General features: G+C 64.8%; 15 protein-coding genes. 7 read left to right on the top strand and 8 right to left on the bottom strand.

Annotated elements, in window-relative coordinates:
- Positions 1 to 25: 25 nt before the first annotated feature.
- From tldD to JQ635_RS27865, 3 genes are all read left to right on the top strand, one after another.
- Positions 26 to 1,453 carry a metalloprotease TldD gene (gene tldD / locus JQ635_RS27875; RefSeq protein WP_028151631.1) on the top strand — a complete coding sequence of 476 codons (1,428 nt, stop codon included), beginning with the start codon at positions 26 to 28 and terminating at the stop codon, positions 1,451 to 1,453.
- Complete coding sequence (gene lepB / locus JQ635_RS27870; protein WP_211412980.1) at positions 1,450 to 2,226, top strand: signal peptidase I; 777 nt, start codon at positions 1,450 to 1,452, stop codon at positions 2,224 to 2,226. Before tldD ends, lepB begins: the two co-directional genes overlap by 4 nt.
- A gap of 88 nt (positions 2,227 to 2,314) precedes the next feature.
- Entirely contained in the window at positions 2,315 to 2,881 is a 567-nt protein-coding gene (locus JQ635_RS27865) for a nucleotidyltransferase family protein (protein WP_211412979.1), read from the top strand.
- 130 nt (positions 2,882 to 3,011) lie between these two features.
- Here JQ635_RS27865 and JQ635_RS27860 read toward each other — a convergent pair whose 3' ends face one another.
- The 3 genes from JQ635_RS27860 to JQ635_RS27850 form a co-directional block, all read right to left on the bottom strand.
- The gene (locus JQ635_RS27860) at positions 3,012 to 3,590 is read right to left on the bottom strand and encodes a PAN domain-containing protein (RefSeq protein WP_211412978.1); all 579 of its coding nucleotides are present in this window, start codon (positions 3,588 to 3,590) and stop codon (positions 3,012 to 3,014) included.
- A gap of 112 nt (positions 3,591 to 3,702) precedes the next feature.
- Complete coding sequence (locus JQ635_RS27855) at positions 3,703 to 5,073, bottom strand: glutamate--cysteine ligase (RefSeq protein ID WP_211412977.1); 1,371 nt, start codon at positions 5,071 to 5,073, stop codon at positions 3,703 to 3,705.
- 99 nt (positions 5,074 to 5,172) lie between these two features.
- On the bottom strand, positions 5,173 to 5,670 hold the full coding sequence (locus tag JQ635_RS27850; protein ID WP_018644966.1) for a MarR family winged helix-turn-helix transcriptional regulator: 498 nt from the start codon (positions 5,668 to 5,670) through the stop codon (positions 5,173 to 5,175).
- Between the two features lie 126 nt (positions 5,671 to 5,796).
- On the opposite strand from JQ635_RS27850, the gene gstA reads away from it, so the two are divergent.
- Both gstA and JQ635_RS27840 read left to right on the top strand, forming a co-directional pair.
- The gene (gene gstA / locus JQ635_RS27845) at positions 5,797 to 6,411 is read left to right on the top strand and encodes a glutathione transferase GstA (protein WP_211412976.1); all 615 of its coding nucleotides are present in this window, start codon (positions 5,797 to 5,799) and stop codon (positions 6,409 to 6,411) included.
- Between the two features lie 329 nt (positions 6,412 to 6,740).
- Positions 6,741 to 7,049, top strand: a complete 309-nt coding sequence (locus JQ635_RS27840) for a hypothetical protein (RefSeq protein WP_211412975.1) — start codon at positions 6,741 to 6,743, stop codon at positions 7,047 to 7,049.
- A gap of 452 nt (positions 7,050 to 7,501) precedes the next feature.
- Here the strand turns inward: JQ635_RS27840 and JQ635_RS27835 are convergent, their stop codons facing one another.
- The 4 genes from JQ635_RS27835 to JQ635_RS27820 form a co-directional block, all read right to left on the bottom strand.
- On the bottom strand, positions 7,502 to 9,718 hold the full coding sequence (locus JQ635_RS27835) for an FAD-dependent oxidoreductase (protein WP_211412974.1): 2,217 nt from the start codon (positions 9,716 to 9,718) through the stop codon (positions 7,502 to 7,504).
- Between the two features lie 18 nt (positions 9,719 to 9,736).
- A complete protein-coding gene (locus JQ635_RS27830; protein ID WP_211412973.1) occupies positions 9,737 to 10,945 on the bottom strand; it encodes an acetyl-CoA C-acetyltransferase in 1,209 nt (402 codons plus the stop codon).
- Positions 10,946 to 11,014: 69 nt separating this feature from the next.
- Positions 11,015 to 12,805 carry an acyl-CoA dehydrogenase C-terminal domain-containing protein gene (locus JQ635_RS27825; RefSeq protein WP_211412972.1) on the bottom strand — a complete coding sequence of 597 codons (1,791 nt, stop codon included), beginning with the start codon at positions 12,803 to 12,805 and terminating at the stop codon, positions 11,015 to 11,017.
- A gap of 41 nt (positions 12,806 to 12,846) precedes the next feature.
- Complete coding sequence (locus JQ635_RS27820; RefSeq protein ID WP_211412971.1) at positions 12,847 to 13,233, bottom strand: nuclear transport factor 2 family protein; 387 nt, start codon at positions 13,231 to 13,233, stop codon at positions 12,847 to 12,849.
- A 211-nt stretch (positions 13,234 to 13,444) separates the two neighbouring features.
- Between JQ635_RS27820 and JQ635_RS27815 the strand changes: the two genes are divergently transcribed.
- A complete protein-coding gene (locus JQ635_RS27815; RefSeq protein ID WP_211402636.1) occupies positions 13,445 to 14,035 on the top strand; it encodes a PadR family transcriptional regulator in 591 nt (196 codons plus the stop codon).
- A 349-nt stretch (positions 14,036 to 14,384) separates the two neighbouring features.
- The gene (locus JQ635_RS27810) at positions 14,385 to 17,810 is read left to right on the top strand and encodes an SEL1-like repeat protein (protein ID WP_211412970.1); all 3,426 of its coding nucleotides are present in this window, start codon (positions 14,385 to 14,387) and stop codon (positions 17,808 to 17,810) included.
- A 40-nt stretch (positions 17,811 to 17,850) separates the two neighbouring features.
- Here JQ635_RS27810 and JQ635_RS27805 read toward each other — a convergent pair whose 3' ends face one another.
- Positions 17,851 to 19,152 carry an LssY C-terminal domain-containing protein gene (locus JQ635_RS27805; RefSeq protein ID WP_211412969.1) on the bottom strand — a complete coding sequence of 434 codons (1,302 nt, stop codon included), beginning with the start codon at positions 19,150 to 19,152 and terminating at the stop codon, positions 17,851 to 17,853.
- Between the last annotated feature and the right edge of the window lie 79 nt (positions 19,153 to 19,231).

Raw genomic sequence — 19,231 nt, 5'->3', positions numbered from 1 at the left:
ACATCTCTCCGACAATGGGTGATCGATGACCAACCCCGCCACAACCTCCCTGCTCGACCGTGCCAATCTCGACCGCGACCAGGTTCGCAACGAGGTTGCGCGCGGGCTCGCCGGCGCCGACGACGGCGAACTGTTCCTGGAATACAGCCAGACCGAAGCGCTGATGTTCGACAATGGGCGGCTGAAGCAGGCGACCTACGACACCTCGCAGGGTTTTGGGCTTCGCGCCGTCAAGGACGACGCGGTCGGTTACGCGCACTCCTCCGACGTCTCGCTGCCGGCGCTGATTCGCGCCGCCGACGCGGTCGCGGCCGTGCGCGGCGGCTATTCCGGCAGCTTCGCGGCTCCGCCGGCGCATACCAACGTGCGGCTTTATAGTGACGACAATCCGCTGGATGCGCCGGGCTTCGAGACCAAGGTCAAGCTGCTCGCCGAGATCGACGCATACTTGCGCGACAAGGATCCGCGGGTGCGGCAGGTCAGCGTGAGCCTCGGCGCGACCTGGCAGGTCGTCGAGATCCTGCGGCCCGACGGCGAGAGCTATCGCGACATCCGTCCGCTGGTGCGCGTCAACGTCTCCGTCGTCGCCGGCCAGGGCGACCGCCAGGAGAGCGGCAGCAAGGGCTATGGCGGCCGCGCCGGCTATGCCGAATTCATCGAGAGCAAGAACTGGCGCGACGCCGCCGACGGCGCGCTGCGTGAGGCCCTGGTCAATCTGGAATCGATTCCGGCCCCCGCCGGCGAGATGGACGTGGTGCTTGGCGCCGGCTGGCCCGGCGTGATGCTGCATGAAGCGGTCGGCCATGGCCTCGAAGGCGACTTCAACCGCAAGAAGACCTCTGCGTTCGCCGGCCTGATGGGCCAGCAGGTCGCGGCCAAGGGCGTCACCGTGGTCGACGACGGCACCATTGCCTCGCGCCGCGGCTCGCTGTCGATCGACGACGAGGGCACGCCGACCAACCGCACCGTGCTGATCGAGGACGGCATCCTGGTCGGCTACATGCAGGACCGCCAGAACGCTCGCCTGATGAACATGAAGCCGACCGGCAACGGCCGCCGCCAGGGCTACGCCCACGTGCCGATGCCGCGCATGACCAACACCTACATGCTCGCGGGCGACCGCGATCCGGCCGAAATCCTCGCCTCCGTCAAGAACGGCGTCTTCGCCGCGAATTTCGGCGGCGGCCAGGTCGACATCACCTCGGGCAAATACGTGTTCCAGTGCACCGAGGCTTACAAGATCGAGAACGGCAAGATCGGCGCGCCGCTGAAGGGCGCGATGCTGATCGGCAACGGGCCGACCGATTTGCATCGCATCCGCATGATCGGTAACGACCTCGCGCTCGATACCGGCATCGGCACCTGCGGCAAGAACGGTCAGGGCGTGCCTGTTGGCGTCGGCCAGCCGTCGCTTCTGATGGAACGCATCACCGTGGGTGGAACAGGCGCATGAGTGTCGAGAAGGTAACCGTCCCCGCCAAGCGCAAGAGCAGCGGCTGGGGTGGGCAGATCGTTCAGCTCGCCGGCATCGTTGCCGCGGTGTTCATCGCCAAGGGCGCGCTCGCCGAGCCGTTCTACGTGCCGTCGGGCTCGATGGAGCCGACGCTGCTGATCGGCGACGCGCTGCTCGCCTCGAAATTCCCCTATGGCTACGGCACCTCGTCGCTGCCGATCCAGATCAACCTGCCCGAGAGCGGCCGCGTCTTCGCGGAGACGCCGAAGCAGGGTGACGTCGTGGTGTTCCGTTGGCCCGGCGATCGCTCGCAGGCCTGGGTCAAGCGCGTCGTCGGCCTGCCCGGCGACCGCATCCAGATGCGACAGGGCCAGCTCTTCATCAATGACCGCCCCGCCGAGTTGAAGCCTGACGGCGTCGGCTCTGCCGAGGACGACAATGGCGGCAGCGAGCCCGCCTATCGCTACGTCGAGACGCTGCCGAATGGCGTCTCGCACCTGATCTTCAAGATGCGCGACAACGGCCCGCTCGACAACACTCCCGAGGTGACGGTGCCGCCTGGCCATCTCTTTGTGCTCGGCGACAACAGGGACAACTCCGCCGACAGCCGCGTGCCGCTGCGCTCCGGCGGCGTCGGGCTCCTGCCGGTCGACAATCTGATCGGGCGCGCCGACGCCGTGGTCGGCTCCTGGGATCTTGGCATGCGCAGTCAGCCGGTATGGACCTGGCTGTCCGGTTTCCGGCTCGCGCGGTTCTTCACCGCGGTGCATTGACGGAATCGTAGATCGTAGGGTGCGCAAAGGCGCGTCCGCCTTCGCTCGTCGAGCTCCGGCGACCGCGTTGCTCACCGTACGATTTCCGATGACCCACGACGAATTTCTCGCTCTCGCCCTGCGCAATCCGGTCAACGCAGCGATCATCGACGAGCTCGCGCATCTCGCCCTTCCCGACGCCTGGCTGGTCGCAGGTTGCCTGGTGCAGACGGTGTGGAACGCGCTCACGGGCCGCGCCATCGATCACGGCATCGCCGATTACGATGTCTTCTATTTCGACTCCGACACGTCATGGGAGGCGGAGGACGCCGTGATCCGCAAGCTGCAGGCGCGCCTGGCGCATCTCGGCACCAAGGTCGAGATCCGCAACCAGGCGCGCGTACATCTGTGGTACCCCGGCAAGCACGGCCTGCCCTATCCGCCGTTAACGCGCTCAACCGACGGCATCGACCGCTTCCTCACGGAGAACACGCAGTTCGGTATCCAACCCACGGGCGGGGATTTCGACGTCTATGCGCCGCACGGGTTCGACGACGTCGCAAGATTGATCGTGCGGCCCAATCGTGCACTGAATTTTTCCGCGGCCAATTACGCGATGAAGGCCGCGCGATGGAAGGCACTATGGCCGGAGCTCACGGTGATCGCGGCGGAGTGAGATCTCGTAGGGTGGATTAGCGAAGCGTAATCCACCACTGTTTATCTCCGCGGAGACAGAAGAGGTGGGTTACGCGGCGCGGACTGCGCTTCGCGCAGCCGCACAGCTAACCCACCCTACGGCACCCTGCCTATCTCACCACGCCCGAGGTGAATCCCGCCTTCCTGCGCGGCGGCTTGATTTCCTTTTTCAGGAAGCAGCGCGCTTCGCGCCCGGTGTAGCCGGGACGGGCGTAGGTGAAGGCGCGGCACTTGTTGTCGGCGGTACAGGCGGCCTTGCAGGCCTCTACGCTTTCGCCGTCCTTGAGCTCGAAATTGCGCAAATCGCCACCGGGGCGGTCGATCGACGTCTCCACGCCTTCGACGCGCGGCTCGATCACGCCGGCGCCGCGGACGCCGGAGATGCAGCAACTGCCGGGCACGCGCGGCGGCACAGTGTTCTTGAGCCAGCACACCGCCGCGGCGCCATCGATGTCGGGATAGCTGAAGCTCCAGGAGCGGCACTTGCGGTCGCGCTCGCACAGCAGCGCACAATCCTCGGGGTCGCCCGACGTGACCGGCGTGCTGAAATAGTCGCCGCCGGGCCGGTCGAATGCCGTCTGGGCGCGCGCCGGCACGCTCGCAAACACGAGCAAAAGCAGCGTGACGCATGCCACGACGCTTGCCAAGCCCCTTGCCATGACGGCCCCGGACAGGCGGCCCTTCCCCATCGGAACAGCTTTCGAGTTATTGACGACGCTCAGGTTTTTTCAGCCGATCATTTGATCGCCGCAAACCTGTATGGGCGATGAACGGCCTAAATCCTGGTCGTCGCGTATCGAATTAGAACGCGTATTCCGCGTAAGCCGGTTCCACCGAGCCCTTCCATGGGCCGTTGAACTTCTCGAGCATTTCCTCGGCCGGCGTCCGGCCGGAATCGATGATGCGGTCGAGCGGCTCCAGATGCCGGGTCTCGTCGCGTCCGAGCTGGTCGATCCGGCCGCGGCGGCGCAGGCCGGCATGTGCCAGAACGAGGCATTCCTTGGCGATCTCGAACAGATAACGGTCCTTGATCCGCGACTTGAAGCCGAAGCGCGGCACGTCGTCGCGGAGGGCCTGACGCTCATGCGCGCTCCAGTGCTTCACCATGTCCCAGGCGGCATCGAGCGACACATCGTCATAGAGCAGCCCGACCCAGAAGGCCGGCAGCGCCGGCAGGCGCCCCCACGGTCCGCCGTCGGAGCCGCGCATCTCGAGATAGCGCTTGAGCCGCACTTCCGGGAAGATCGTCGAGAGATGGTTGGCCCAGTCAGACAGCGTCGGGCGCTCGCCGGGAAGGTTGTTGTTGCGGCCGTCGAAGAAGGCGCGGAACGAGGAGCCCGAGACGTCGATGTACTCCTCGTCGCGCTTGACGAAATACATGGGCACGTCGAGCGCGTAATCGACATAGCGCTCGAAGCCCATGCCGTCCTCGAACGCCCATGGCATCATGCCGGCGCGCGCATTGTCGGTGTCGCGCCAGATCTCCGAGCGGAAGGAGAGGAAGCCGTTCGGCTTGCCCTCGGTGAACGGCGAGTTGGCGAACAGGGCGGTCGCGACCGGCTGCAGCGCGAGCGACACGCGCAGCTTCTTGACCATGTCGGCTTCGGAGGAGAAGTCGAGATTGGTCTGCACCGTGCAGGTCCGGTACATCATGTCGAGGCCGTACTGGCCGACCTTCGGCATGTAATTGGTCATGATCTTGTAGCGGCCCTTGGGCATCACCGGGATGTCGGAGCGCGACCAGGACGGCGTCATGCCGAGACCGAGGAAGCCGATGCCGAGCGGCGTTGCGATCTCGCGCACCTGGGCAAGGTGCGCCATCAGTTCGCTCTGGGTCTGGTGCACGTTCTCGACCGGCGCGCCGGAGAGCTCGAACTGTCCGCCCGGCTCGAGCGAGATCGCGCCGCCGCCGGTGACGTCGTAGAGGCCGATGATGTTGCCCTTCTCCATGATCGGCTCCCAGCCGAGCAGGAGCTTCATGCCTTCGAGCAGCGCGCCGATGCCGCGCGCGCCCTCATAAGGCACCGGACGATGGCCTTCGAGCGTGAACGGGGTCTTCTCGTGCTCGGTGCCCATGCGGAATTCGGACGGGTCCTTGCAGCCGGCCTCGAACCACGCGACGAGTTCGTCACGTGACTGCAGCGGCGTCATATCGATCTGGTCTCGCGCCATATCAAACTCTAATCAAAAGCGCTTCGACCGAACGCGCGCGGGGTGAAGGGGATCGTCCGCGAACCACCGGGTGCGCGGACGTGCTGGTTTGCCGCGCGATCATCGCGACGGCGTGCTTTCGTTGACGTTGGCGACGGGCGGCAACTTCATCTCACCGCACGAGCAGCCCAGCCGGTCGAGCAGACCGCTGAGCTTGACGGCGTCGGCATCGGACAGTTTCGAGCCGACATATTTCTCGATTGCGGCCGAATAGGCGCCCCACATCCGCTTCTGCAATTCGCGGCCGGCTTCGGTGATCTCCACGAACTGGCCGCGCTTGTCGATCTTGCATTCGCGCCGGGAGGCGAGCCCCTCGTCGACCAGCCGGTCGATCAGGCGCGAGGTGGAGTATTGCGGGATCAGCATCTGACGTTCGAGTTCCACCGGCCGCAGCTCGCCGGAAGGCGCGCGCGACAATTCGAGCAGCGCGTCATACCAGGCCAGCGGCGGGAATCCCGCCTTCTTCAGGTCCTGCTCGACGCAGTCGAGCACGCGGCTCTGCACCCGCATCAGGCGGATCCAGGCGGAGGTTGCCTCGGTCGATGGTTTGCGTTTCATGGTCCCGCTCAAGGTCGTCGCCCGTCTCTTACCTCACTCGATGCACCTGCATCAATCTTGACTATTGCATGCAGATGCATGTAGGCGTTCCTTCGCCGCAGCCAAGCGTCAAGAGGAGGAAATTCCATGAAGCTCTATTATTCGCCCGGGGCCTGCTCCCTGTCCCCCCACATCGCGCTCCTGGAAGCCGGCCTGCCCTACGAACTGGTCAAGGTCGATATCCGGGCCAAGAAGCTCGAAAATGGTGAGGATTATCTGAAGCTGAACCCCAAGGGCCAGGTCCCTGCGCTGGGCCTCGACAGCGGCGAGATCGTGACCGAAGGTCCGGTGATTGTCCAGATAATCGCCGATCAGGCCTCCACCAAGGCGCTGGCGCCGGCCCATGGCAGCGCCGAACGCTACAAGCTGCTCGAATGGCTGAATTTCCTCACCTCCGAGGTGCACAAGAGTTTTGGCCCGCTGTTCGCCCCCGCCCTGAACGACGAGGCCAAGGCCTTCTTTAGGGATCGCGTCATGGGCAAGCTGAAATACATCGACAGCCAGCTCGCCGGCCGCGACTACCTCATGGGCAAGCAGTTCACGGTGGCCGACGGCTATCTCTTCACGATGCTGACCTGGGCCGACCGGATGAAGTTCGACTTCGCCGCGATGCCGAACCTTGCCGCCTACAAGGCCCGCGTCGCGGCGCGCCCCCAGGTGCAGGAGGCGCTAAAAAAGGAAGGCCTGATCCAGGCCGCCTGAGACGCGGCAGCGATCAATCTCCCTAGGCGCGATGAGGTTTGGATGAATCGTCATCGCGCTTCAAGTTGTTGTTTACGCATGATCTTTCCGGAAAACCGCTTCGCACTTTTCCGGATCATGCTTGAGGGGCCGGGTCGATGATCCGGCCCTTTTTGTTCCCACATCAAAGCACCGCACGGATCCATCTCCTCCGCGGATCATTGCACCTTGATTAGACTTATGAACTACTGTTCGCCAAATGTAAGTGGTGCTGTCTTGTCAGCACGGGCAAAGCGCGCGAGCTTGGCGCAATTTATTGAAGATAGTTTGCACTTTCACCGGAGTTGACGTTGACGATTGCCATCGTCCTGATCGTTGCAAGTGCGTTGGTGGGAATAGCGACCGGTCACGTGTTCCGGATCTGGGCGCTGGTCGTGATCTCGCCATTGATCGCGGTTGTCTCGGCGATCATTCTTCGCGTGTACGATTTCGGAATGATGGGGGGCGTGACCGTCATTGCCATCTGTCTCGCCGTCTCCCAACTCGCCTATTTCGCGACATCGTATCTGCTGCACGCTCGCGCGGTCTCACCCCATGACGAGGTCGACGGCGAGCCAGGCGAGATAGGCCAGCAAAAAATCCGCCGCCAGCACAAGTAGCGCCAACGCGGCCCAGAGCGCCGGGCCCTTGCGGCGCAGGCGCGCCGGCTTCTGCTGCGATGAGGATCGGCCGGTTGCGGACGCAACAGCATATTTCGTGGCAAGATCGCGACCGAGCGCGGTCTTGCGCAGCACCAAGGAGTTCATCAAGGACAACTTTCTTTTCGTCTTCGGCTTGCCGATGGGATCGGCAAGTGTCCCAACGCGATTCGTGACCCTGACCCGCAGCAAGACTAGTGCCAGGGCCGAGCAAAAGAACGGCGCCGCTTTGACGCGCCTATGACAATTGCGCGACGCTGCGGCAGCGGGGACTCTGGCACGGTTCCTATCCCGATTCTGTGAGCGGTTCCACAACCTGGAACAAATCTGATGCAACCGTGAGGATGCGCAAAAGAAAAAGGCCGGATCGGTGATCCGGCCTTTCCGTTTCGAATCTGCAGCCCGTCAAACAATCAGGCAGCTGCCGCCTTCTTCGGCGCGAACCGCCCGTAGAAGGTTTCGCCCTTCGCGGCCATCTCCTCGAGCAGCTTCGGCGGCGTGAAGCGCGAGCCATACTTCGCTTCCAGCTTGTGGCAGAGCTCGACGAACTTCTTCGTGCCCATGAAGTCGATATAGGACAGCGTGCCGCCGGTGAACGGCGCGAAGCCGAAGCCGAGGATCGAGCCGACATCGGCCTCGCGCGGATCGGTGATGACGTTGTCCTCCACCGTGCGCGCGGCTTCCACGGCCTGAACCACCAGGAAGCGCTGCTTCAGCTCCTCGATGTCGAGCGTATCGGGGTCGAGCTGCTTCGGCTGCAGCGCGGAGAGACCCGGCCACAGGCTCTTCTGGCCCTTGCCTTTCTCGGGATAGTCGTAGAAGCCCTTGCTGTTCTTTCGGCCGAGACGGCCCTGCTTCTCGACCATCTCCACCATCAGCTTCTTCTGATCGGGATTGATGGCGTTGGGGCCGAGATCGGCTTCGGTCGCCTTCATGATCTTGAGGCCGAGGTCGAGCGCGACTTCGTCCGACAGCGAGAGCGGGCCGACCGGCATGCCGGCCATCTTGGCGCAGTTCTCGATCATCGCCGGCGGCACGCCTTCGAGGAACATCTCGTTGCCCTCGGCGACGTAGCGGCCGACGCAGCGGTTGGCGAAGAAGCCGCGAGAGTCGTTGACCACGATCGGCGTCTTGCCGATCTGACGGACGTAGTCGAGCGCGGTCGCCAGCGCGACGTCGCCGGTGTTCTTGCCGAGGATGATCTCGACCAGCATCATCTTCTCGACCGGCGAGAAGAAGTGGATGCCGACGAACTTGCCCTGGTCCTTGAAGGATTCAGCAAGAGAGGTAATCGGCAGCGTCGAGGTGTTCGACGCGAAAATCACGTCCGGCTTCAGATATTCCTGCGCCTTGGCGAAGGTCTCGGCCTTGACCTTGCGGTCCTCGAACACGGCCTCGATGACGAGATCGACGTCCTTCAGCGCAGCATAGTCGGCGGTCGGCGTGATGCGCGCGAGCAGCGCTTCGGCGTCTGCAGGCTTGGCGCGGCCCTTCTTGATCTGGTCCTCGATCACCTTCTGCGCATGCGCCTTGCCCTTGTCGGCGCTCGCCTGGTCGCGGTCGATCAGGACGACGTCGAGGCCGGCGCGGGCCGAGACGTAGCCGACGCTCGCGCCCATGAAGCCGGCGCCGATCACGGCGATCTTCTTCACCTTGGTTGGGGCTACGTCCTTCGGACGGCGCGCGCCCTTATTGAGCTCCTGCATCGACAGGAACAGGCTGCGGATCATCGCGGCCGCTTCCTTGGAGCGCAGCACCGAGGTGAAGTAGCGCGACTCGACGCGGAGCGCAGCGTCGATCGGCAACTGCAGGCCCTCATAGACGCAGCTCATGATCGCGCGCGCGGCCGGATAGTTGTCGTAGGTCTCGCGGCGATAGATCGCATTGCCGGCCGGGAACATCATCATGCCGGCCTTGGAGAACACCGGGCCCCCGGGCAGCCTGAAGCCCTTCTCGTCCCAGGGCGCGACCGCCTTGCCGCCGCCCTTGATCCAGTCCTTCGCGGCCTTGATGAGGTCGGCGGCGGGAACGATGGCGTGGATCAGGTTCAGCGCCTTCGCCTTATCGACCGTGACCGGATCGCCCTTGAGCAGAATGGTCATGGCGTCCTGCGGCGGCACCAGGCGCGGCACGCGCTGCGTGCCACCGGCGCCGGGGAACAGGCCGACCTTGACCTCGGGCAGGCCGAGACGGGTCTTGGGGTTCTCAGCCGCCACGCGGTAATGGCAGCACAGCGTGATCTCGAAGCCGCCGCCGAGCGCGAGGCCGTTGATCGCGGCGGCCCACGGCTTGCCTGACGTCTCGATCGAGCGCAGCACCAGCGAGAAGCGCCGGCTCTGGTCGAACAGCATCTGGTTCGCCGCGGTCTCGCCCTGCTCCTTGAACACCTTTGCGTAGGCCTGGTTCATGCCCTCGAGCATGGACAGATCGGCGCCGGCGCAGAACGCTTCCTTGGCGGAGGTGATGACGACGCCCTTCACGGCGGCGTCGGCGGTGGTCGCCTTGACGATCGCGTCCAGCTCATTGGTCGAGGTCTCGTCGAGCACGTTCATCGAACGGCCCGGGATGTCCCAGGTGACGAGCGCGATACCGTCGGTGTCGGTCTCAACCTTGAAGTTCTTGTAAGACATGTTGGTTGCTCCCTACCCTTAGACGCGCTCGATGATGGTCGCGGTGCCCATGCCGCCGCCGATGCACAGCGTGACGAGGGCGGTGGACTTGTTGGTGCGCTCGAGCTCGTCGAGCACGGTGCCGAGGATCATCGCGCCGGTCGCCCCTAACGGATGGCCGAGCGCGATCGCGCCGCCATTGACGTTGATCTTGGCGTTGTCGATGTCGAAGGCCTGGATGTAGCGCAGCACGACCGAGGCAAAGGCCTCGTTCAGCTCGAACAGGTCGATGTCCGACTTCTTCATGCCGGAGCGCGCGAACAGCTTTTCGGTGACGTCGACCGGGCCGGTCAGCATCATCGCAGGCTCCGAGCCGATGTTGGCGAAGGCGCGGATTTTTGCGCGCGGCTTGAGGCCGTACTTGCTGCCCGCTTCCTTGCTGCCGAGCAGCACGGCACCGGCGCCGTCGACGATGCCCGAGGAGTTGCCGGCGTGATGCACGTAGTTGACGCGCTCGATCTCCGGGTGCGACTGGGTCGCGACGCCGTCGAAGCCGCCCATCTGCGCCATCATCGTGAACGACGGCTGCAACTGCGCCAGTGACTGCATCGTGGTCGAGGGACGCATGTGCTCGTCCTTGGCCAGAATGGTGAGGCCGTTGATGTCCTTCACCGGCACGACCGATTTGTTGAAGCGGCCCTCGTCCCAGGCCTTAGCCGCGCGCTGCTGGCTCTGCACCGCGTAGCCGTCGACGTCGTCGCGCGAGAAGCCGTATTTGGTGGCGATCAGATCGGCCGAAACGCCCTGCGGCATGAAATAGGCCGGCACCGCCATCGAGGGGTCCATCGGCCAGGCGCCGCCGGAGGCACCGATGCCGACGCGGCTCATCGATTCGGCGCCGCCGCCGATCACCAGCTCATGCTGGCCGCTCATCACCTGGGCTGCGGCAAAGTTCACGGCATCGAGGCCGGAGGCGCAGAAGCGGCTGATCTGCACGCCAGGCACGGCCTCGCCGAGACCAGCCTTCAGCGCGGCGAAGCGCGCGATGTCGCTGCCGGCTTCGCCGACCGGATCGACCACGCCGAGGATGACGTCGTCGACGGAATCCTCCGGCAAATTGTTGCGGTCCTTCAGCGCCTTCAGCGGCACGGCGGCGAGCGCGAGCGCGGTCACCTCGTGCAGCGCGCCGTCCGGCTTGCCGCGGCCGCGGGGGGTGCGGACGTGGTCGTAGATATAGGCATCAGCCATGGGAGCCTCCTGATTGCAGTTATTGGTTACGACCGCGGTGCGATCGGATCATTGGTGAAGCGAGAAGCCTCAGAACGCTTCCGCCGGCAATTCCATGATGGTGGCGCAGCCGGACTGGATGCGCGCGAGATTGGCCGCGGTCTCCGGCAGCATCCGCTCCATGAAGAAGCGGCCGGTGACGAGTTTCGTGGAGAGATAGGGCGTGGCACCCGACTCGGCAATCTTGGCATTCGTCACTTTCGCCATCTTCGCCCACATGTAGCCGAGCGCGACGAAGCCGAAGAGATGCATGTAGTCGGTCGCGGCCGCGCCGGCATTGTCCGGCTTCATCATCGCGTTCTGCATCAGCCACGTCGTGGCCTGCTGGAGATGGCCGAGCGAGGCCGAGAGCGGGGTGATGAAAGGCTTCATCGCCTCGTCGCCGCCGTTCTCCTTGGCGAAGGCCATGACCTCGCCGAAGAAGGCCATGATGGCGCGGCCGCCGTCGCGCGGCAGCTTGCGGCCGACGAGGTCGAGCGCCTGGATGCCGTTGGCGCCTTCATAGATCATGGCAATGCGGGCATCGCGCACGAACTGCTCCATGCCCTGCTCGGCGATGTAGCCGTGGCCGCCATACATCTGCTGCGCCTGCACCGCGTTGGCAAAACCGTACTCGGTGAGGAAGCCCTTCAGCACCGGCGTCATCAGGCCCATGTGGTCGTCGGCGGCCTGGCGATCCTTCGGGTCTTCGGAGCGATGGGCGACGTCGCTCTTCAGCGCGGTCCACATCACGAAGGCGCGCGCGGCCTCGTTGAAGGCGCGGATCGAGAGCAGCGTGCGGCGCACGTCGGGATGCACGATGATCGGGTCGGCCGCCTTGTCCGGTGCCTTGGCGCCGGTGAGCGCGCGGCCCTGGATGCGCTCACGGGCATAGGCGACCGCGTTCTGATAGGCGACCTCGGACTGCGCGAGGCCCTGCACGGCGACGCCGAGCCTTGCCTCGTTCATCATCACGAACATGCCCTGCATGCCCTTGTTCTCTTCGCCGATCAGCCAGCCGGTGGCGTTGTCGTAGTTCATCACGCAGGTGGAATTGCCGTGGATGCCCATCTTGTGCTCGATCGAGCCGCAGACGACACCGTTGCGGGCGCCGACCGAACCGTCGGCATTCACGAGGAATTTCGGCACCACGAACAGCGACACGCCCTTGATGCCGGCGGGTGCGCCTTCGATACGCGCGAGCACGAGGTGGATGATGTTGGGGGCGAGATCGTGCTCGCCGGCCGAGATGAAGATCTTGGTGCCCGTGATCTTGAAGCTGCCGTCGGCCTGGCGCACCGCCTTGGTGCGGAGCATGCCGAGGTCAGTGCCGCAATGCGGCTCGGTCAGGTTCATGGTGCCGGTCCACTCACCCGCGATCATCTTCGGCACGTAGGTCTTCTTCTGGTCGGGCGTGCCGTGCACCAGCAGCGCCGCGGTCGCACCCATGGTGAGGCCGCCATACATCGAGAACGCCATGTTAGCGGAGATCTGGAATTCGTTGACCGCCTGCGAAAGCGTCACCGGCAGGCCCTGGCCGCCGAACTCGGTCGGAGCCGACAGGCCGAGCCAGCCGCCTTCGGCGACCTGCTTGAAGGCGTCCTTGAATCCCTTCGGCGTGGTGACGCTGCCGTCATCGGCGCGCTTGCAGCCTTCGAGATCGCCCACGCGGTTCAGCGGCTGCAGCACCTCTTCGGCGAGCTTTGCAGCTTCGCCCAGGATCGCATCGCGCACGTCGCTCGACGCATCGGAGAAGCCGGCGAGGTTGTCGTAGCGGTCGATCTGGAAGACGTCGTTGAGCAGGAAGTTCACGTCTTCGACAGGGGCTTTATAGATCGGCATAGCGTTCTCCCGGCATGGGGCTTGAAGTGAGGATGTTGGGCTTATGATTGAGCGGCGGCAAGCTGCTCCGCCATCAGGCGGTGCAGCATGTTGATCGCCTTGAGCGGACGCACCATCACCTTGAAATGCGTGATGCGCCCCTCGGTATCGAAGGTGATGATGTCGACGCCGTTGATCTCGATGCCGTCGATGACATTCTTGAATTCGAGCACGGCGCCATCGGCGCTCTTCCACTCGCCGACATAGGTGAAGCCGGGACCGCCGAGCACCTTCTCGGCGCTGGAGAGGTATTTGAAGGTGATGTCGCGGCCGCGCTGCGGCGAATGCACGACGGGGCTTTCGAACACGGCGTCGGGATGCAGGAGGTCCCAGAGCGCGGTACGGTCATGAGACTTCATGTAGGCGTACCAGGAATCGAGGCCGGTCATTCTCGGGTGCCTCCCTAAAGGGCTTTCCAGGAGCCTTGGCAAAAAAACGCGAAAACAACCCCATGCACAGTAGCGCCCAGCTCGATTTTGCTGGGTTTTCGGGCGGGGTCTTTGGCCCCATCCCTGATCTGCCTCATATGCACATTGACGCATATGCGCCGATGCGCATAAAGTCAAGCGAGTTGGTCAAGGTCGAAGAAGGAGGCCAGTCATGGCACTGGGCGACGCAATCCTCGCATGCCTGACGGAACGGCCGATGACGGGCTACGAGCTCGCCAAGACGTTCGATTCCTCGATCGGCTTCTTCTGGAAGGCCGACCACCAGCAGATCTACCGCGAGCTCTCCAAGCTGCGCGACCGCGGCTACATCCAGGGTCGCGAGGTCGTGCAGACAGGCAAGCCCAACAAGCTGGTTTATACGCTCACGCCCGAGGGTAGAACAGCGCTGCGGCACTGGGCCGCGCGGCCAAGCACGCCAGCCTCGACCAAGGACGACCTCCTGGTTCGCCTCCATGCGCTCGACAGCATCGACATCGAGCCGCTGCGCACCGACCTGATGGCCCGCCTGGAGCACCACCGCGACCGTCACGCCAATTACGAGCGCATCCTGAAGAAGCGTTTTCCGGACGGCACGGCGGAAGGCCGGCTCGATCTCGGCAACCTGCTCCTGCTCCGCTTAGGGGCCCGCCACGAGCAGATGGTGGCCGATTTTTGCGAGGAGGCCCTCGCGGCGCTGTCGACGATGAGCGGCAAGGCCGCGGTGGTGCCGATCGAGGATGGCAAGCGCGAGGGGAAGGGCTGAGCGCGCAGGCGGTGCCGGTCACCTCTCCCGCTTGCGGGAGAGGTCGGCGCGAAGCGCCGGGTGAGGGCTCTCTCCTCTTGGGGGTTCTCGATTGCGGAAGCACCCTCTCCCCCGCCCTCCCCCGCAAGCGGGGGAGGGAGCGCACCGACCATGGTGCATGTCCCCAAGCTCCCGCCGCCCAACTTTAAGACACCCGCGCCACGTTCCTTAACCCGTTATTTACCGTAACAGGAAAAAGTCGGTTTTCGAGGCAGACGACCCGCGCCAAATTCGATTGTCTTTGCAACCGGCACGCGTGGGGAGGCTGGAGGCGCCGGGTGGGGCGCCGGAGTCGGAACCGGACAGAGTCATGAATTCGCGCGTATCGTGGAGTGTTGACGGCATCGATCCATCCGTGAGGGAGCGGGCCGAAGCTGCTGCGCGTCGCGCGGGCATGTCACTCAACGATTGGCTGAACTCCACGCTCGGCGAGACTGCGCCGCCAAACTTTCGCGGACCTTACGACCAGCGTCAGGATCAACGCCCGCAACACATGCCGAGTCAGGAGAGCCGCGAAGTCGCGGACATCCACCAGCGGCTCGACGCGATCACCCAGCAGATCGAACGGATTTCAAAGCCCGCCCCGCGCCAAGACTCTTCTCGTGAAAGAGAAGTCTCGCGCGAGCAGGGCGTCGCGCGCCAGCTCAACGACGCGATCTCGCGGCTCGACGCACGCCTGTCGCAAATCTCCCGTCCGCAACAACCTCAAGCGCCGCGGCCAGCCCCCGCGCCGTCACCGATTGAGGCGCGCCAGCGCCAGGCCGATGCGGTCGAGCGCGCGGCAGCTCAGGTCTATCGCAACTCACCGCCCTTGAGCCCTGCCTCGTTCGACGTCGCGGTTGCCGAGATCACCGCGCGCCAGAGCGAGCTCGACGGTTTTGCCCCCAGGCAGATGCCGCCGCGCTCAGCGCCCTCGATTGCACCCGCAGCACCTTACGCACCTCCCATGGCGCCGCCCGCGCCTGCCTATGCCCCGCCGCCACCGCAAGCAGGGCCGGATTTCTCGGCGCTCGAGCGCCATCTGCTCAAGATCACGAGCCAGATCGAAGCGCTGCAGCGCCCTGATAATACCGAGCAGGCGATCAATGCCTTCCGCAGCGAGCTTGCGGAGATCCGCACCGCCATCACCGAGGCGATGCCGCGGCGCGCGATCGAATCGATCGAGAACGAGATCCGCTCGCTGCATCGGCGCATCGACGAGACCCGCTCCAACGGCACCGACGGCCAGGTGCTGTCAGGCATCGAGCGCGCGCTGTCCGACATCAAGCAGGTGCTGCGCACGCTGACGCCGGCCGAGCAGCTCACCGGCTATGACGAGGCGATCCGCAATCTTGGCGCCAAGCTCGATCTGATCCTGCGCGCCAATAACGATCCCTCGACGGTGCAGCAGCTCGAAGGCGCGATCGCGGCGCTACGCGGCATCGTCTCCAACGTCGCTTCCAACGAGGCACTGGCACGGCTGTCCGAGGACGTGCAGCTGCTGTCGTCCAAGGTCGACCAGATCACCCGTTCGTCCGGCCACAGCGACAGTTTCGCGGTGCTGGAGCAGCGCATCGCCGCGCTCACTGCCGCGCTCGAAACCCGCGAACGGCCGCAGCCGTCAGAGAGCACCGAGCATCTGGAAGCCGCGATCCGCGCGCTGTCGGACCGTTTCGACCGCATGCAGGTCGGCAACGATTCCGCCTCGACCTTCGCGCATCTCGAACAGCGCGTCTCGTATCTGCTGGAGCGGATCGAGGCCGCCGCCGATCCGCGCAACGGAAATTTGAGTCGCGTCGAGGACGGCCTGCACGACATCCTCAGGCACCTGGAACGGCAGCAGGCGACCTATTCAGCGCTTGCCGAGAGCCGCAACTCCGCACCGCCTGTCGATTCAGGCGTGGTCGATCTCGTCAAGCGCGAGCTCTCCGACATCCGCTTCAGCCAGGCCGAGACCAACCGCAGCACGCAGGACTCGCTCGACGCCGTGCACAGCGCGCTCGGCCACGTCGTTGATCGCCTCTCCATGATCGAGGGCGATCTGCGCGCGGTGCGCACCGCACCGCCGGCCCCTGCGCCGCAGACGATGGCGATGCCGATGGCCGCGCCGATGGAGCCCGCGCCGGTGGCGCGTGAGCCACGGCCGCAAGCACAGCCGCCGAAATACGATCCGAAGCCGGAGCTGCCGAACCCGGCCGCCATGCAGCAGCCGCCGCACTCCGCCTTCGTCGCTGCGCCGCGTGAATTCCATGCCGCCGCACCGGCTGCGCCGCCGCCGGTGCCGCCACCGCCGCCGGTGCCATCGCGCGCCATCAGCGAAATCCTGGAGCCGCATACGGCGCCCGCACGCGCTGCGATCGCGCCGGAATTGCCGCCGGATCATCCGCTCGAACCGGGCACGCGGCCGGGCGGCCGCGTTGCCACGCCATCGGAGCGGATTGCCGCCTCCGAGAGCGCGATCAGCGAGATCCCCGCCGCACCGAAAGAGCCGGTGTCGTCGTCGAGCTTCATCGCGGCCGCGCGCCGCGCGGCGCAAGCTGCCGCTGCGCAGCCGCCCGAGAAGCCGGCCCGTGGCGCCAAGGCCGCGATCGCCCGCGCCAAGGAGAAGGGCCAGGAAGGCGGCTCGACTATCACCTCAAAAATCCGCTCGCTGCTGGTCGGCGCGAGCGTGGTCGTGATCGTGCTCGGCACGTTCAAGATGGCGATGAACCTGCTCGAAGGCAGCAGCGCGCCGCCGGCGCCGCAGGCGATGCAGGATACTCCGAGCCAGCCGGCCCCGCAGGCGCCGCCACCGCCGGTCGAGACCAAGCCGGCCGCGCCGGAGCAGATCACGCCGTCGATGACCTCGCCGACGCCGATCGGGCGGCAATCGCAGAACAATGCTGCGCCGGTGCCCACTCCCAATTCCGGCAGCTCGGCCTCGGTCGAGATCCCGCAGGCGCCTGCCACGGCGGTGCCGCCGCCTGCTGCGAGCAGCGACATCACCGGCGCGCTGTCAGGCACCAGCCGTGCGCGGCTCGGCCTTGTCCAGGTGCCGCCGAGCGAGAAGCTGCCTGACGGCATCGGTGGTCCAGCCCTGCGCACCGCCGCGATGAAGGGCGATGCGACCGCGGCCTACGAGATCGGCGTGCGCTTTGCCGAAGGCAAGGGCGTCGCCACCAATTACGACGAAGCGGCTAAGTGGTACGACCGCGCGGCGCAGGCCGGCGTGGTGCCCGCGACCTTCCGCCTCGGCACGCTCTATGAAAAGGGCCTCGGGGTGAAGAAGGACGCCGACATCGCGCGCCGCTACTACACCCAGGCCGCCGAGCGCGGCAACGCCAAGGCGATGCACAACCTCGCCGTGCTCGATGCCGACGGCGGCGGACGCGGCGCCAACTACAAGAGCGCGGCGCAGTGGTTCCGGAAAGCTGCCGATCGCGGTGTCGCCGACAGCCAGTTCAACCTCGGCATCCTCTATGCCCGCGGCATCGGCGTCGAGCAGAACCTCGCCGAGTCCTACAAATGGTTCAGCCTCGCGGCCGCGCAGGGCGATGCGGATGCCGCCGGCAAGCGTGACGACGTCGCCAAGCGGCTCGACCCGCAATCGCTCGCCGCCGCCAAGCTCGCGATCCAGACGTTCAGCGCCGAGCCGCAGCCCGACGACGCCGTCAACGTCGCGGCCCCGAACGGCGGCTGGGACAGCGCGCCGCAGGCGACCGCGAAGCCCATGCCGAAGCCGGTTGCGGCCAAGCGCTCGGCGTCAGCGGCGCACTGAAGCGCGATGCGATAGCGCTCCGCGAACAGGGTCCCTCGCACTACGGCGGCGTGTCCCAGGCAAGCCTGTCGATCTTGCCGAGCGGCGCTATTTGATTCGACAGGAATATGACCGCGCGCAATCCATCGGTGTAATAGGGGTCGCCTGTCAGATTTGCACGCGGCGCGGATGGTGGTGCGGCTCCGACGCCATTGACGTAACCGAATCGCTCGGTGAATCCGGACATGATGAGATCCTGAAGAAAATAGGCCCGATCGAAATCGACGTCGGGCGCAATCTTGTGCGTGGTCAAATTCCATGTCTGATCGGTCAGGCGGACACCAATATCCCGGCTCACATGGCCGACCCATACCCTTCGATTATCGAAGGTGTACGGCGTCAGCCAAAATCGGGCGTGAATGCGCTCATTGATGGTGGACCGGGCTTTCTGAACGACGACGTCTTCCCTGCGGCCGAACACGTAAAGCGGGCTCACAGGCGACGTCTGATACGGATCTCGAAGCAAGAATGCGCGCGCGGTCTCGATCGCGCTTGCAAAATCGAGCTGTCTGGCAAGGTGCCATCCGCGGGCAATAAGAGGGACGATGGGGTCTTGCTTGCTTTCGATGATGACGAGATTGAGCGGATCACCATCACGTTTCCCCTCAGGCCCTTTAGTACAGCAGGCGAAGTTTGCAAATCTCTCCCGTAATGACGAAAGATCGAGTTCCTCGATCTTCGTGCCGGGATAGACTTTCTCGGCCCGAATATTGGTGCCGACAAACGGCGGCCCTGGAACCAACAGCGCAAGGTCGAAACTCTCCACGCGGTTCTTCCCGACGATCATGATGTGCGCATATTTGATGCCGGCATCCAGAACCCCGTAGACGAAGCCCGTCGTCTTGCTGTGCGGCGCAAGGTCGCTCGGCATCTGGCGCTTGAGAAAGAATTCTTCACGGGCGCGGTTGGCGAACCATGACAGAGCGCCGTGGAATCTGTAGGAGACCTCATAGGCAGAATAATAATCGGGATCCATGGCGACCGGGAGAAGCGCCAATGCCTCATCGGTCTCGTTCTCGATCGACAGCCAGACGGGTTGAATGTTGTAGCCGGCCAGATTTTCGCCAAAACTCCTTTCGCTCTCATCCGCTCCGAGTGCGCTCGCACTCACCTTGATTCCCGGTACGGACTTCTGCTGGGCGCGGTTGATGAAACTTGCATCTCCGCTCGGATCTGGTGAAAATCGAAATGAGTTGACGACCGCTATCAACGTCAGCGCGAGAGCCAAAAACGCGACACTCAGGATCTTGTGCGCCCTGATCGTTTTGATGGGGTTGAGAAGAGCGACGACATTCCCGTTCATCTTGTCACCCGGCCTTTTCGTCAGGACGATGTGGATCAGGCTGCGTTCACGTCCCTTTACCTCGGTTATCGTCGCGGGC

Source organism: Bradyrhizobium iriomotense (genome assembly GCF_018130765.1).
In the GTDB taxonomy this organism is placed as follows: domain Bacteria; phylum Pseudomonadota; class Alphaproteobacteria; order Rhizobiales; family Xanthobacteraceae; genus Bradyrhizobium; species Bradyrhizobium iriomotense_A.
This window is presented reverse-complemented; position numbering and strand designations above follow the sequence as displayed.

Coding starts and splice junctions, on each gene's coding strand:
- JQ635_RS27855 (WP_211412977.1), bottom strand. CDS start 5,073: ATGGCGCGAGACCAGATCGATATGACGCCGCTGCAGTCACGTGACGAA.
- JQ635_RS27810 (WP_211412970.1), top strand. CDS start 14,385: ATGAATTCGCGCGTATCGTGGAGTGTTGACGGCATCGATCCATCCGTG.
- JQ635_RS27865 (WP_211412979.1), top strand. CDS start 2,315: ATGACCCACGACGAATTTCTCGCTCTCGCCCTGCGCAATCCGGTCAAC.
- gstA (WP_211412976.1), top strand. CDS start 5,797: ATGAAGCTCTATTATTCGCCCGGGGCCTGCTCCCTGTCCCCCCACATC.
- JQ635_RS27815 (WP_211402636.1), top strand. CDS start 13,445: ATGGCACTGGGCGACGCAATCCTCGCATGCCTGACGGAACGGCCGATG.
- JQ635_RS27820 (WP_211412971.1), bottom strand. CDS start 13,233: ATGACCGGCCTCGATTCCTGGTACGCCTACATGAAGTCTCATGACCGT.
- JQ635_RS27830 (WP_211412973.1), bottom strand. CDS start 10,945: ATGGCTGATGCCTATATCTACGACCACGTCCGCACCCCCCGCGGCCGC.
- JQ635_RS27825 (WP_211412972.1), bottom strand. CDS start 12,805: ATGCCGATCTATAAAGCCCCTGTCGAAGACGTGAACTTCCTGCTCAAC.
- tldD (WP_028151631.1), top strand. CDS start 26: ATGACCAACCCCGCCACAACCTCCCTGCTCGACCGTGCCAATCTCGAC.
- JQ635_RS27835 (WP_211412974.1), bottom strand. CDS start 9,718: ATGTCTTACAAGAACTTCAAGGTTGAGACCGACACCGACGGTATCGCG.
- JQ635_RS27805 (WP_211412969.1), bottom strand. CDS start 19,152: ATGAACGGGAATGTCGTCGCTCTTCTCAACCCCATCAAAACGATCAGG.
- JQ635_RS27860 (WP_211412978.1), bottom strand. CDS start 3,590: ATGGGGAAGGGCCGCCTGTCCGGGGCCGTCATGGCAAGGGGCTTGGCA.
- JQ635_RS27850 (WP_018644966.1), bottom strand. CDS start 5,670: ATGAAACGCAAACCATCGACCGAGGCAACCTCCGCCTGGATCCGCCTG.
- lepB (WP_211412980.1), top strand. CDS start 1,450: ATGAGTGTCGAGAAGGTAACCGTCCCCGCCAAGCGCAAGAGCAGCGGC.